The following is a 14,431-nucleotide window of genomic DNA, read 5'->3' as shown; positions in this document are numbered from 1 at the left end:
TAATCTACTCAAATTAATTAAATACAGGCAGTGTAAACTAATAACCATCATTGAGAACAACAGTAAAAATAGTACCAATTGATAATGGTTCATTTCCAATGTTGGAAATTCTCACGATAAGCTGCCCATGTTCTTTCACTGAGGCCGTATAAAAACCACCTCGAGCACCTACAGACGATAAAACAGAATCAACCACAAAATCTTTTTTTATCCTGTTATCAGTGATTGTTAATTCACCAAATGAGTTTGGAGGTATAATTGCGTTATATAACGGACTACGTACAACCAAGTTCAGGAATTTTTCTATCTGCCATGTACCAGGATTTCCATCGCTGATACAAACCCATTCACAGGGCATACCAAACTCTGCATTTTTATCATAAGCTCTGTCACCTTTTTTAAACTGTCCTTTTTTGGGGATACCAAAATAAGTGGTTTTATATCCTAAAGTATCAAGATCCGTAGAGATATAGCTCATTGAAGCAGGATTCAGCTTAAAAATAGCGGCAGCTTTGGAGGTGATACTATTATTCTTAAAAAGAATTTTGTCGGAAAAATCACTTTCTGAATGAAATACAGCAAAATCAGAAGATGTCACTATTCTATTATTGCTAAAAATACTTCCCGACACATCACCTAACCTAATATGCCCCATATTATTTTCAGAAACCACGTTAGCTGAAAAAACAGTCTTTCCACCTATTTTCAATACAGCTGAACTCTTCCCTGACTTTAATTTCAGACTGTCAGAAAATTTATTTCCTTCTATTATGCAATCCTTTGCACTGAGTAATGTTCTGCAACTAGACACCCTATTATTTACGACTGTCGCATAGTTTGCAGAAATCCCGGGGAAATCTGCATTTTCTTGTAAAGCACAGTTAGAGACGAAGTTTTGAGAAATAATAGTGTTCTCAACCTCTACTCCATTCAAAGAACTGAATGATATTCCCGCTTGCTGAGTATGTTGAACCGAATTCCCAGAAATAAGAATCTTATTACTTGAATGTTTCTGAGGGTTATTATAAACAGCATTATCAATAACAATACCAAACCGTTGCACAGCAGTGATGTTATTGTCAACCACTTTAAGATTTTCTATATTCGTGAACGATATACCGTAAGAGGTGTTTTCAACAGTATTACCTTGAACAAGTAAATTGTGAAAATATGTAGATGATCCTTTTACCTCATCGTTCAATGTTATACCACCCCCATTCGTCCCTTTCAGGCCATAACGATCTGAACCGCCATGAACTCTATTGAAGATAATTTTCCCATCTCTAGAGTCACGACCACCGGTCTTCAACAGTATCCCATCGCCATTATGGTTATAAATATGGTTATCGAAAATCAACCATCTAGAGCTCGAACGCACCACTATTCCCTCTTCACCCAAGTCATGTAAGGTACAGTGCATGACCCTAAAAGAATGACTATTAGTGATGGCAATAGCATCAGTCCTAAAACTCACATTAAGATTTGAAAGCGTAAATCCTGTACACTGTTCAATTAAAATACCACTAGCAGACTTACTCCAAAGATTATCAACTTTAGAAGAGCTTAAGATAACATCCTTGATACTGAAGTTTCTTTTCCCTGCTACACGGAAGATAAACTCAGAATCCGAATCCGAATCTAAATAAACAAGTCCGTGCCCAGAAATATGGCAATTAGAGGGTAAAACAAACGATGCCCGAGTGAGTCGATATTCCTTTTCCAACTTAATGTTAACAATGTTATTTTTTGAAAACTCATGTGCCTTAGAAAACATCAAGGAAAATATAGAGTAAAAATCCTTTTTATTATCGGTATCACTCAGTGTGCTATTTTTAGGAGCAGAAGAAATAAACATTTCGGGAGTTAATGTAACCTGCCCATTGATATCGCCAATTCCTCCCATCACTGAGTCTTTAATAAACTCAATTCGGTTCATCTTTGGTAATGAATCAGCACTAGACTTTAAAGAATAAAATCCAGCCGCACCAATTAAAAACTTCCCAACAAGTTCTCTTCTATTCATTTAAACTCCACTACTCTGAGTTAATAGGCACCATCTCTTTTCAGTACAACACCGATAGTTTTGAAAAGGATTGCAATATCGTTCCAAAGGGCCCAGTTTTTAACATACCATGCGTCAAAATATACCCTGGTATCATAATCGATGTCGTTACGGCCGCTGACTTGCCATAGCCCTGTCATTCCAGGTTTTGCCATAAGATAATAATCCACATCGCCTGCATAACGGCATAATTCCGCCTCAATGACGGGACGAGGACCGACTAAACTCATCTCACCGATGAGTACATTCCAGAGTTGAGGAAGTTCATCAAGACTAGTTTTACGTATAAATGCGCCTATTTTTGTAATTCGCGGGTCATTTTTAAGTTTAAAATCGGTATCCCACTCTTTACGAGCCTCCGCATCATTATTTAGAAGCTCAGCTAAAACTTCCTGCGAGTTTAAAACCATAGAGCGGAATTTTAAGCATTTAAATTTATTTCCATTGTACCCAACACGCTCATGCCCATAAATAGGTTTACCACCATCACGAGATATTTTATAAGCAAGAATCATGAATACCGGAAAGAGGATTATTAGTATTGCTAAAGAGCCAAATATATCAAAGGTTCGTTTTACAAATCTTGATGATCTTTTTGCAAGATTATTACTTACCCGCAGAATCATAACTTCATGGCTAAAGATAAAGGACATATCTGTACCATACAGAGGAACGCCCCTCAGTGTCGGAATGACTGAAACTGATCGACAATTATACTTTGCAAGCTTTTTCAACCAGAAATCACGCTCTGAATACTGCTCAAATTCAAGCGCAATAATAAACTGTGTGTTGTTTAAATCTATGGAAGCCCATAATTTTTCTTGATCAGTTATTACTGGAACGCCGAAATATTCTATCTCGCACGGTTTGTCAGTACAAACAAACGCTGATACCTGGAAGCCCAGCACCTCCTCACTCTGGAGAGCGATATAGGCCTCCATTGCATTTTTCCCAGTACCTATAATGACAGTATCTTTTTTCCACAGACCTAATCTGTTTAATATCCTCTTAGTAATGCTACGACCTAATGGCAGTAGTGTTATTAATATAACCCAAGAGAAGAACCAAATGTAACGAGAGAAATCCCATTTTGAAAATGCAACAAGGGCCAAATCAAGAACGGAAAATATAATCAGAGTTCTAAGTATCTCTTTAAGTTCGAACCAAAATGGTTTCCGATAAGTATAGTGTCTCAATCTTGTTAAAAACCAAAACACACAAATAACCGACAAAATAAATTGGGCCAATACGCGTGTTGCAAACTCGGAAGTTGGCAAGAACTGTTCTATATCACCAAAGATAAAATAAATAACGCAGCATGAAAGATAAAAAGAAGCATTGAACGTTATTAAATCTGAAATAGCCAAAGCAAACTTTGAAATAAAGTTACTTCCGGTTTTTTTAGTATCCATTGAATCATCTCTTCTAATAAAACTTTAATTCAATATATTAGCATTTTTAAATATCATAGTTCGAGTATAATTCATCGCATAAATAACAACCCATAGCCATCTTAAAATAAACCACAGAAAATAATAGAGAGGAAAACATTCATTTAATACATATCAATCTAATATATGATTCTTTTTTTATCGCTAAATTCATACCACTTATTTTCAACGTAACTTCCTATTTCCTTTCTGAACCTTTCAACAGAGAATTTCTCTGCATGAGTTCTACAATCGGCATAATTGATGGACTCACTAACATGATCAAATTTATTTATGGCCTGGACAAGAGACTCCACTGTTTGCAAATCAAAATGAATACCGGTGGCAAAAGCCTCGCCATAGGGACGAACCGTCTCAAGCGATCCACCTTTGCCAAAGGCTATCACAGGTGTTCCACAAGCTTGCGCCTCTACAGGAGTAATCCCAAAATCCTCTTCTGCAGCAAAAACAAATGCCTTAGCTTTAGACATCAATTCACGCATAGCTTCGTCACTCTGATATCCCAATATCTCGATGTTTTTACTCTTCCCAGCAATGTTTTTTATTTTATCCATTTCTGACCCATCACCAATTACTACAAGTTTCTTATCTGGTAAATGAGTGAAAGCTTCAACCACCAAATCAACACGTTTATAAGGAACTAAGCGGGATGCTGTGACGTAATAATTATCTTTGTTTAAATTTAGTTTGTAGCTCTCAACATCAACAGGCGGGTATATAACATCGGCTTCACGCCCATATACTTTCCCAATCCTACGAGCAATAAATTGTGAATTAGCTATGAAATAGTCCACACCATTTACTGTTCTGCAATCCCACATACGCATCTTGTGTAAAATATACTTGGCTAGCATTCCTTTGATACCGCGATGCAACCCGGACTCTCTCAAGTATTGATGCTGCAGATCCCAAGCATAGCGTATAGGCGAGTGAACATAGCTAATATGAAGCTGATCAGGACCGGTCAAAACACCTTTAGCCACCGCATGGCTACTGGAAAGAATAATGTCATGAGAGCTAACATCAAGTTGTTCTATCGCAAGCGGCATCAGAGGTAAATACTTTTGATACTTCGATTGTGACTTAGGTAATTTTTGGATAAAAGTTGTATTAGCATGTTTGCCTTTAAATGCATCTTCTCTAGCTTTATCAGACAGAAAATCAATAACAGAATAAAGTTCAGCATTGGGGTATAACTCGAAAAACTCTTTAATTACTTTTTCAGCCCCTGCGAAAGTGACTAACCAATCAGCGACGATTCCTATACTTATATTTTCATTTTGCATTTTAGCTCCATGCAATACTTAAGTTTACTCTCAAACTTGAGTTATAATTTTATCATTAATAGCAGTTAATATCGCTTCATCACCAAACTGCTCATTAATTAACACTTGTAAATTCTCGTCAAATGATTTTCTTTGTGGCAGTGCACTGAGATCACTACCTAAATCAACTATACTCTTGTAACAAACAAGAATGTCATTTCCCAATACTCGTTCTGCCCACCTTAAAAATTCACTCTCTACGCACAGGACTCTAACTCCAATACTTAAGGCGTAAAAAAAACTCCCACTGACAATCATATCACTATCAGCGTGTGCAATTATAAGACCTTGAGATGATTCGATTAATGCATGAGCATCGGGATCACTTATAAACCCACCCTTTACATGTACATTATCCGGAGCCAACTCTTTTAGATAATGCAAATACTCTTCATCATCACAACTACCAGCAATAGTAAGTTGAACATCGGAAGGGATATGCTTAATTAATTCATCAAGTTTTTTATATCGTGTTATCCGTCCAAAAAAAACATACGAACGAGATGGCTTATTATTTATAAAATCTTTTTTTATTATTACTGACTGATAGAGTGGGTGTGGAATATATACTCTTCGTTCTCCAGTGATGGTTGGAGAGTGAACGAAAGATTTGTCACATAATGACTCCAATAGGTCAGTATAATATTTAGCTTTCTTTACGTCTTTATCGATTACTGCGTGAGGATAAACATTATGCCTCACATAAATAGTATTTTTCGCCGTCATTTTGAAAAGCAGCAATTTTAAACAACATTTTGCAAATCCACGAAAACTAAAACGGCCATTTTTATTTATCAATCCAGACTCAAGCCAGTTCACAAAAATATAGTCATGAGTCCGTACTCTAAAATTAATGATATCTTTGACTATTTTTCTGGAGGAAGTGCCTTCGACGCTTCCAACTTTATTCAAAATAGATTTAAATCTATTACTATATTCATTTACGCCATTATTATCAGGATAATATAATATCTTCATTTTTTCACATTAACAGTCTTTAGAATGTTTAATACCCCAAAGTTCATATGGGAATGCGTTAAATAGTTTAGGTACTATGTCATCCATATTAATGGGTTTAGCTTGTTCAAGTTTAAATGCCTGGTCAATATTTCTTGCGACTGGATAGTAATCACGCCCAGTGCCATTATAGTAATCATCATACTTAAACATCGACTCACCACTTTCCCCATCAAGAAAGACGGCAGGAATTCCATAAGCTTCAGCAATAATTACACCATGCAAAGAACTTGAAACCACGAAAGAGCTATTAACTATTCTTCTCGTAAAACTTAACGCACCTTGTCTTGGAGAGCAAAGAACACTTGAATACTTGTCATATTTTCTAATATCTTCATTCATATGCGGAATGACAAGGATTTCAGTTTTCAAATTTTCATCAATAAGTATTTTTTTGTCAAAAAGACTAGGTAACAACAGAGCTGGATCACCATATATCTCTGGAACATTAATACCTTTATCTTGCAATACTTTTCTTGTCTTAGGTCCACGTACAGCCCTAACATCCAAGTTAGTAAAATTTAGCTTATCCAGAGAAATTTTCCCATTTACGCCTGTTCCCCAAATGCAATCACCTTCATTGGCAAAATGCATCACAGACCCTATAGATAAAAGCTTATTTTTAGAACTCTCTTTGTCTAAAATTTCTTTATCGCGTAATGTGAGCATTTGCTGGACAATGACTTTTGCAAGATGATCGCCGGCATTATGAATGCCATCTTTTGGTTCCCACCAAAATACACGCTTACGCATTTTATCATTTTTTGAAAAATTTAGTTTTAGCATAGAAATAGATTTCCTGATAGGTATTAAATGAGAGCAATGAATACAATGCGTCAGCTTTGATTTGTGCATTTTTTCTTGTGGCCGGAACAAACCATTCGACAAAATACCCAACTAATAAATAACTAAGTAATACAGAAACTGAGGCTCCCATTGCTCCCATAATTGGTATTAATGTAAAGTTAAGTATGAGGCTTAGCACCAACCCAAATAGGTTCCTTATAATGGCAAACCTTTCTAATTTGAAAATGCTATAATATAACCCACTAAGGTTAACAATAACAAGCACTGGCAAAGCCAACATCAAGACAGAAAAAATTGGTGCAGATGCTTTAAATTCATCACCGAGCAAAAATGGTATTAACGCTGGTGAAACAGCGGCGAGAAAAATGCTCATGGGAATACTGGCAAGCATTCCATATAAATACAGTTTCTCTAAGTATTTTTCTTTATCCAGTTCTTTATTCTTACTGATATAAGGTAAAAACACACCAGCCAGTAGCGATGGTATTGACAATAATTGTTCCACTAACTTATACGCACCTGCGTAAATCCCGACACTCGCGGCTCCAGCCATCATAGATAGCATAAACTGATCTGTTCTCAGGTTTAGCTGAACAATGACCACAGAGATCCAGAAAAAAAATGATCGACTAAACAAATGACTTCTTATTATTTTTCTTGAAGTTCTACTGTGGATTTTTGTTATTTCCATTTTGTGCAGCTTGGTCATGACAACACAAACAAGATTAATTATTAAATTACTGAAAGCATAAGTTAAAAGTATATATATGAAATTACCCGGACCACTAAAACAGATGATGATACGAACCAGTGCTAAAATTAAAGATACCGCAACTCTAATTTTTACAAGAACTTGATTTTTTAAATTCGCTTCGAAATGATATGTGAATATCTCAAAGGGAGATGCGATAAAAGCAACAAGCAAAATATAAAAAATAGCATCGTAAGCATTATAATATATGTATAACGCGGCAATGCTGAAAAAAAACAATGAACTGAGCAGCTTTATGTTGAATGCCTGGGAAAATATCAACGCCTCGCGTTTTGGGGTTTTCAATGAAGAGTAAACCCTGCGAATACCAAACTCAGATACGGTTACAGCCAGCGCATAATATAATTGAAATATAGCCAACCTACCAAAGTCTTCAACTCCCAAATACCGTATTATAATTATATTAGATAATAGCAGTATCAATGTAGTTGAGAATTTTTCAATCACCAAATACATAAGATTGGACAATAACTTTCCCATTATTTAGATTACGCCCTATTCTAATGATTTTATAACACTATTTAGTTTTCCAGCTGATAAATCCCACGAAAACCTTTCTATATTTTTATACCCTTTTTCCCTCAGTTCGTTTCGCAAGTCACTTTCTTGCGCAATCCGTTCAAGTGCAATGGTGAATTTACTTTCATCCGCAGGGTTAAAAAATAATGCGCTATCTTGAAGCACTTCAGGCATTGATGCTAATGCAGAGGATACCACAGGGCAGCCGCATGCCTGAGCCTCTAAAGGCGGAATGCCAAAACCTTCATATAATGAAGGGAATATAAATGCCAATGCCGAACTATATAGTTTTACTAGTTCCTCATCCGAAATTCTACCCAAAAACTCAACTCTTTCAGAACCCAGTGTGCATGATGATGACGAGGCTAGAGATGCCGCAAAGCTACTATTGCTGCCACCAATGATTTTTAATTTTACATTCGGTATCGAAGTCGTCTTTTCAAAGGCGCTAATAAGACCATGGAAATTCTTGTGGTAATTGTTAGACGATACCGCGAGAAAAAACACGTCCTCTGATGGAATATCATTTTTTCTAAAAATATCACTTGATGCATTATAGATAACATGCATTTTTTCAAGTGGATAGCGATAATAATCTGTTATTTCTTTTTTGGAAAATTCACTGACTGTAAGAAGTGCTAAGCTAGTCTTTAGAACCCTGGGAATGAGGAAGTCATATACTATACGAAATTTTCTCGAGTAACTTTGCGGAAACTTTTTATAGGTTATATCATGAAGAGTGGATATTTTATTCGCATACATTATCGGAGCAGTGTTGCCTAAATTCACTAGTAAAGGAGATCCCTTTGACTTTAAAAATCGCGGTAGTTCAACCTGTTCCCAATAATGCCCTTTACTACGCCCTGTCACTACGACATTCAATTTTTCTGCAACATCTTTACGCTTGATATCATCGGGTGAGACAAAAACAATATCTGACCGTATTTTAGAGAGTGCAATAGAGATGGACTCTGCAAACCGCTGTACACCAGTTAAATCCTGCGTCAAGAATCTGGCATTAATGTAAATCATATCCACTCGCTCGTAGTTATTATAAAATATAAACACCATGGAATTTTATTATATTCATATGCATCATGATGATATTGATTTTTTCGGTTCACCCACTTTTTCTTCTTGTCTTATTGCTGTGACAAATATAAGAAGTTTAGCAATTGTCAAAATAACAAAAGGACCCGACTGGAAGAAACCAACAGAAACGGTCATCATCCAAATCAAGTTAAAGAAAATAGCATTATAGAGAGGGTTGAATGGCAATCTGACATTTATAAATGTTATCTTCATCAATCCATAAATCAAGAAAGCGATTGCAATAACTGTCCCAAGAGGACCTATCGTTTTGATGAATGACACTACTGGCGTTTGTATATTTCGCTTATAGTTCGCCATACTACTTTCTTTCAAAATGGCCTTAACTTCGCCATCATCATCAGTTTCTGTTGGAGAATAGAACTGTCCACCATGCCCTATCCCGATAATCGAAGCCGGAAATTTGCTACCGGTGTACTCCCAATAGTCCGTAATCTGTCCAGAACGGGTATTCATAGATTTACTTGTTGAAAGCATAACAATTGTAGATGTCAGCAACACGATGGAAAGAGCAGCTATCATAATCTTGAACACGGCAACCTTCCCCTTCATTGCATTTACAAACGTATCGTAAAAGAAGAACAGGGCCGCTAACATGAAAATATATTTATATATATTTGCAAAAATCAAAAAGCCAATGCCAAGAATTGCAGTATATATATATATTCTTTTTATCGGTTTTGTGAATAGAAATGTAACTGCCAGTAACGCGTATACTGTCAAAAAGTTATAAACATCATCTTGATCGATAATGCTAACGTTAATACCATATCGCGACCACACGTAATCTTTATAGATTATTGTGGAAATGAACCCTGATATTGCGTTAATAACATCCAGAAGCAAGAATAAAGAAAATACTTTATAAAATCCTAGCCTTTTAAAATCATCTACGGCCAGTTGATATAGATAAACAACAACAAGGAAATATATTATACCGCGGAAGTATAGTAATTGGTCTGCCAATTGTCCCTTTCCGCCGCCATATGTGTGTAAAACAAATGCGAGTGTTGATATAGTGACTATGACTACGCCTTGTATTAGGATGAACTTAATAAAGAAGGCAGTATCTATATCCAAGCGGAAAGTTAACAGATTTCCTTGTGCTACTTTTCTTAGCCCAATGAACATCAGACTAATAAGAAAAACAATATCTAAAGGAGCAAGAGGCCCGATGACTTTAAAGTGAAATATAAACGTCCTCGCTATCGCCATGTTATAATCATGAATAGGTTTAACCATCATGTTATATGACGAATAAGAACACACTACATAAAATAAAAGTAGGAAAAAAAACGACTTGCTGATGCTATTTATTCTTTTGAATCTAAACAAAATGAAAATTGCGATAGATAAAAAAACAAAAAAAACTATTGAGTCAATAAAAATCAACCCTGCCATACACGTCTCCAAATAACATTTTAAATTTTATTACCAACTTACACATTTAACGTTATTTTATTTTTTATATGCATTGAAATACGTTTTCGCGATTACACTTTTGTTAAAAATCGCTTTTTCATCTTCGCTAAATGCGCGTGGCCTTAACTCTAATATATTATTAAGATTTGACTGATCAATTTTATATATATTAGGCAACAGTTTTTCCAACTCGCTAACACCCCCGAATGCGTTTGTGAGTACTATTTTCTCAGACATTGCACACTCGACTACTGCCCTTCCAAATGGTTCTCTCCATTTGATTGGGAGAACCACACTGTCCACTTTTTCTAGAAAGGCAATTAATGGGATAAAACCTAACGTATCAATACCTGCATTCTGTGCTCTTTTATCCAAGGCTTTACCAGCATGATCTGAATTGAAACGACCTGCTGCAACAAACTCTATATTATCTTTTCCCTTGAGTTGCTCTGCGATTTCACAAAATTGACTGAAGCCTTTATCCTCAGTTAGACGACCGATAAATCCTATAACGGCGCGTTCTGATGGCCTTTTTTTAACAACATCAATCTCTACTGCATTATAAATCGTAGTGCAGCGTGCCTTTTGGAAAAATGAATTATCAACATGAAATTCACGTATAAAATCACTAATACCAACAAAAGCATCGACCTTATTACTCTGGAACTTCTTTAAAATAGACCATAAGTAAACACTGAATGTATCTGGATGAAGGTTTTTCCCTTTAACATAAAGTGTGGAACTAGGATGAAAAAGATAATAGTCACGTGCTGTATGTATTAATTTTATTCCTTTCTTTTTCACTTCATTCCAAATTGAAACTGAAAATCCACTTATATTATTCGTGTGAACAACATCCGGTTCAAAATCAGCCAACTCTTTTCTAAAAACTCTAGCCATAACCAGATTATAGCTATCGAAAAAATGCCAGATTAGTTTTTTAAGCTTACCCTGACTATCATTACTTCCATATGGCCAGTAAACATTCTTAAGCGGTAAGTACACAACCTCCACGCCATTAATAATATCTGTTTTTTTGTTTTTTTCTTGGTGAAGGCAAATGACCCTAACTTTGTTACCCATTGCAACTAACTCTTCAGCTAGAAACTGAACTGATACCTCAGCACCCCCAATTTTATACGGAGAATAGAGAGTGTTAACAATCATTATCTTCATGCGCACTATTTCGCTTATGCTTAGGGGTGAGTTACAGAACACATTTTTTCACTGGTTATTATGGGAGTTGTTTATTCATTTATTAACAATCAGTGAAAAAATAATGATTCACACCCAAAATAATAAAAATATCTTGGGTGTGTTAACAATTAAGCTTTATCAGACGATTTATATTCGTATTGATAATATCCGTAGCCGCCATAGTAGCTGCTAGCTCTTTTTTCTACGGCATTCAATATAATCCCTTTAATATCTATACCGTTCTGATCAAAGCGTCGAATACTAATCTCGATCTCTTTTACCGTATTCATGCCAAACCGTGCGATCATTAATGCGGTTCCAGCATGTCGCCCTACAATTGCGGCATCGGTTACTGCAAGTATAGGTGGCGTATCAACCAACACCATATCGTAGTTTTCAGATGCCCATTTAAGACATGTCCCCAAGCGCTCAGACATAAGCAACTCAGATGGGTTTGGAGGAATTTGACCTCTTGGAATAAAGTCCAGCCCCTTGATTTCAGTGGCTCTAATAGCATTTTCAACAGATATCTGTTGAGAAAGTATATCTGAAAGACCATTTTTCCATGTTGTATTCAACAAGCTATGTGAATAGCCTTTACGCATGTCAGCATCGATAATTAAAACGCGCTGCCCGGCCTGTGCAATAACTGCAGCTAAGTTCGTACTAACAAAAGTTTTACCGATGTTAGGACTCGCACCTGATATCATCAAAATATTATTTTTTGATTCTAACATTGCAAAGTGCAAACTCGTTCTTAAGCTTCTGATAGCTTCAATCGCAAGGTCTGCAGGATTTCCAACTGCAAGTAATGCTTCAGAACGAGTGTTACTTTTAAGTCTTTTAGTCAGTAAACTTTCTCTGTCTTTTTTCTGCTGCCATTCAGATAATGGAACACTAGCATAAACATTTATGCCCTCTTGTTCTAATTGATCCGGTGTTTCAATCCCTCTATGCAGCATTGCTTTCAATAACACAATACCGACGGATAACAACCCCCCCAAGAAAGTGGCCAAAATAACAATAAGTGTCTTTTTAGGTTTCACTGGTTTAGGTTGAGTTACTGCAGGGTCAACAATACGTACGTTCCCAACTGTGCTCGCTTTGGTAATACTCAATTCCTGCTGCTTATTCAACAGCTGCATAAATATTTCTTGCCCTGCTTGAACATCTCTAGTTAAACGCAGGATATCTTGCTGTGTTTTGGGCATGCCGCTAACACGTTTGTTTAACTTGTCTCTTTCCTTCTGAAGCGTAACTCTTTTTTCCATAAGAGCCTTATATGCCGGGTGCTCTTTAGTATAGAGTTTAGATATCTCTGCCTCTTTGAACGTCAACTCATTCAATTGAGACTCTACAGAAACTATAGTATCCAACACAGATTTAGCTTCAAGTGACAAATCTACAGAGTCATTCATTTGACGATATTGATTTAACTTGTCTTCCGCTGTGTCAAGTGCCCCTCTTACATCGGGTAATTGCTCTTTTAAGAAGTCCAGGCTTTTAGCAGCTTCTTCAGATTTTCGTTCAACATTCTGAAGCAAATAGTTACGGGCGATGCTATCAAGCGTTTTCCTGACAGTAACAGGATCCTCACCAGTCAAACTCAACTGTAATACACCAGTGTCCTTCCCTTTATCTGCAACAGAGAAAGAGTCAAGTAATCCATTGATTGCAACCAGCATTGGCTGTTTTACAACTTTAAATTTAGTACCCGGCGCTGCAACTAAATCACTAACAAGCAGTGATACACCATTACCGTTGGCTTGCTGACCAACGGTTCCCTTTAAGATTTCGGCACCATCGAGGCTTAATTTATAATGCTTACTGTCTAAAACCTCTAATTCAAAGGGGGTGCTCAACATGCTTTCAGCAACGGTTAAGCGAGATAATGCAATCTGGGCTGGCGTGTGCCCCATTAGTCGAGCCCATCCACGACCAAATATAGGAAAATATCTCTGCTCAACAACAGTTTCCAAGCCCATATCAGACACTGTTTTCCCTAAAACCATTCGAGACTGAATGAGTTCTATTTCAGTTGAGGATGCAGGCTGACTATTAGGAATCATTTGAGACAAATCACTCAACAATGAATTCCCAGTATTCTGCTCGACCTGAACTAGTGCATCTGATTGATAGTTCGGTGTTGCAAATAAAGAATATACTATCCCTATAACAGCAAAAAAGGTGGTAATGCCGATAATTAACCATCGATGATCTAATAAAGTACCGAACAATCGGCCCAGATCAATTTCCTCATTGCTGCTATTCGTGCTGTTTGTTTTCTCAGTCATTTTAATCTCTAATTAACGATTTAATGCCTGCGCCCATTTTTGGGCTGACTCATTGAGTAGGCTATAAACGAATTCAAAAGCTTCATTGCTTTTGCCGTAGGGGTCTGGAACTTCTCTCTGTCCAGCCCAATGACCAAACAGCATTGTCTTTCCTCTCACTTCTGGTGATATTCGGCAAACAGCATCAATGTGTTTTTTTTCCATCACTAATAATAACGAGTATTCTCGACACAACTCTTTAGTTATCTGTTTAGCGACATGCCCTTCCAACGAAAGATCATTTAATTCGGCGATGCTGATAGCACTGCCGTCTGCCGGCTTCCCAACCATTGCCCCAATACCTGCGGAACTTATCTTTTTATGAGGAAGATATTTCTTTAATAATCTTTCCCCTGTGGGGGAACGGCATATATTCCCCACACATATAACCAAGATAGAATCAAACATAATTGCTC

General features: G+C 36.7%; 11 protein-coding genes. All 11 read right to left on the bottom strand.

Annotated features, from left to right (window positions below; genetic code table 11):
• Positions 1 to 37: 37 nt before the first annotated feature.
• The 11 genes from JEM67_RS08680 to JEM67_RS08630 all read right to left on the bottom strand — a co-directional run bounded on the left by JEM67_RS08680 (position 38) and on the right by JEM67_RS08630 (position 14,423).
• Positions 38 to 2,023: a right-handed parallel beta-helix repeat-containing protein gene (locus JEM67_RS08680; protein ID WP_199635211.1), complete on the bottom strand. Its 1,986-nt coding sequence runs from the start codon at positions 2,021 to 2,023 to the stop codon at positions 38 to 40.
• Positions 2,024 to 2,043: 20 nt separating this feature from the next.
• Positions 2,044 to 3,474: an undecaprenyl-phosphate galactose phosphotransferase WbaP gene (gene wbaP / locus JEM67_RS08675; protein WP_199635212.1), complete on the bottom strand. Its 1,431-nt coding sequence runs from the start codon at positions 3,472 to 3,474 to the stop codon at positions 2,044 to 2,046.
• A 158-nt stretch (positions 3,475 to 3,632) separates the two neighbouring features.
• Entirely contained in the window at positions 3,633 to 4,799 is a 1,167-nt protein-coding gene (locus JEM67_RS08670) for a glycosyltransferase family 4 protein (protein ID WP_199635213.1), read from the bottom strand.
• Positions 4,800 to 4,829: 30 nt separating this feature from the next.
• The gene (locus JEM67_RS08665; RefSeq protein WP_199635214.1) at positions 4,830 to 5,816 is read right to left on the bottom strand and encodes a hypothetical protein; all 987 of its coding nucleotides are present in this window, start codon (positions 5,814 to 5,816) and stop codon (positions 4,830 to 4,832) included.
• Positions 5,817 to 5,825: 9 nt separating this feature from the next.
• Positions 5,826 to 6,641, bottom strand: a complete 816-nt coding sequence (locus JEM67_RS08660) for a polysaccharide pyruvyl transferase family protein (protein ID WP_199635215.1) — start codon at positions 6,639 to 6,641, stop codon at positions 5,826 to 5,828.
• On the bottom strand, positions 6,613 to 7,914 hold the full coding sequence (locus JEM67_RS08655) for an oligosaccharide flippase family protein (protein WP_199635216.1): 1,302 nt from the start codon (positions 7,912 to 7,914) through the stop codon (positions 6,613 to 6,615). Before JEM67_RS08655 ends, JEM67_RS08660 begins: the two co-directional genes overlap by 29 nt.
• Positions 7,915 to 7,929: 15 nt before the next feature.
• Positions 7,930 to 8,985, bottom strand: coding sequence for a glycosyltransferase family 4 protein (locus JEM67_RS08650; protein WP_199635217.1), 1,056 nt, complete (start codon positions 8,983 to 8,985; stop codon positions 7,930 to 7,932).
• 63 nt (positions 8,986 to 9,048) lie between these two features.
• Positions 9,049 to 10,464, bottom strand: coding sequence for a hypothetical protein (locus JEM67_RS08645; RefSeq protein ID WP_199635218.1), 1,416 nt, complete (start codon positions 10,462 to 10,464; stop codon positions 9,049 to 9,051).
• A gap of 57 nt (positions 10,465 to 10,521) precedes the next feature.
• Entirely contained in the window at positions 10,522 to 11,661 is a 1,140-nt protein-coding gene (locus tag JEM67_RS08640) for a glycosyltransferase family 4 protein (RefSeq protein ID WP_199635219.1), read from the bottom strand.
• A gap of 149 nt (positions 11,662 to 11,810) precedes the next feature.
• Complete coding sequence (gene wzc, locus JEM67_RS08635) at positions 11,811 to 13,976, bottom strand: tyrosine-protein kinase Wzc (RefSeq protein ID WP_199635220.1); 2,166 nt, start codon at positions 13,974 to 13,976, stop codon at positions 11,811 to 11,813.
• 12 nt (positions 13,977 to 13,988) lie between these two features.
• On the bottom strand, positions 13,989 to 14,423 hold the full coding sequence (locus JEM67_RS08630) for a protein tyrosine phosphatase (RefSeq protein WP_199635221.1): 435 nt from the start codon (positions 14,421 to 14,423) through the stop codon (positions 13,989 to 13,991).
• Between the last annotated feature and the right edge of the window lie 8 nt (positions 14,424 to 14,431).

The sequence above is a fragment of the Serratia sp. PAMC26656 genome (genome assembly GCF_016469055.2).
GTDB classification, from domain to species: Bacteria; Pseudomonadota; Gammaproteobacteria; order Enterobacterales; family Enterobacteriaceae; genus Serratia; species Serratia plymuthica.
This window is presented reverse-complemented; position numbering and strand designations above follow the sequence as displayed.

What these genes read in the sequence shown, in the direction of transcription:
- JEM67_RS08655 (WP_199635216.1), bottom strand. Translation starts at nt 7,914, where the DNA reads ATGGGAAAGTTATTGTCCAATCTTATGTATTTGGTGATTGAAAAATTC.
- JEM67_RS08630 (WP_199635221.1), bottom strand. Translation starts at nt 14,423, where the DNA reads ATGTTTGATTCTATCTTGGTTATATGTGTGGGGAATATATGCCGTTCC.
- JEM67_RS08680 (WP_199635211.1), bottom strand. Translation starts at nt 2,023, where the DNA reads ATGAATAGAAGAGAACTTGTTGGGAAGTTTTTAATTGGTGCGGCTGGA.
- JEM67_RS08640 (WP_199635219.1), bottom strand. Translation starts at nt 11,661, where the DNA reads ATGAAGATAATGATTGTTAACACTCTCTATTCTCCGTATAAAATTGGG.
- wbaP (WP_199635212.1), bottom strand. Translation starts at nt 3,474, where the DNA reads ATGGATACTAAAAAAACCGGAAGTAACTTTATTTCAAAGTTTGCTTTG.
- JEM67_RS08650 (WP_199635217.1), bottom strand. Translation starts at nt 8,985, where the DNA reads ATGATTTACATTAATGCCAGATTCTTGACGCAGGATTTAACTGGTGTA.
- JEM67_RS08665 (WP_199635214.1), bottom strand. Translation starts at nt 5,816, where the DNA reads ATGAAGATATTATATTATCCTGATAATAATGGCGTAAATGAATATAGT.
- wzc (WP_199635220.1), bottom strand. Translation starts at nt 13,976, where the DNA reads ATGACTGAGAAAACAAACAGCACGAATAGCAGCAATGAGGAAATTGAT.
- JEM67_RS08670 (WP_199635213.1), bottom strand. Translation starts at nt 4,799, where the DNA reads ATGCAAAATGAAAATATAAGTATAGGAATCGTCGCTGATTGGTTAGTC.
- JEM67_RS08660 (WP_199635215.1), bottom strand. Translation starts at nt 6,641, where the DNA reads ATGCTAAAACTAAATTTTTCAAAAAATGATAAAATGCGTAAGCGTGTA.
- JEM67_RS08645 (WP_199635218.1), bottom strand. Translation starts at nt 10,464, where the DNA reads ATGGCAGGGTTGATTTTTATTGACTCAATAGTTTTTTTTGTTTTTTTA.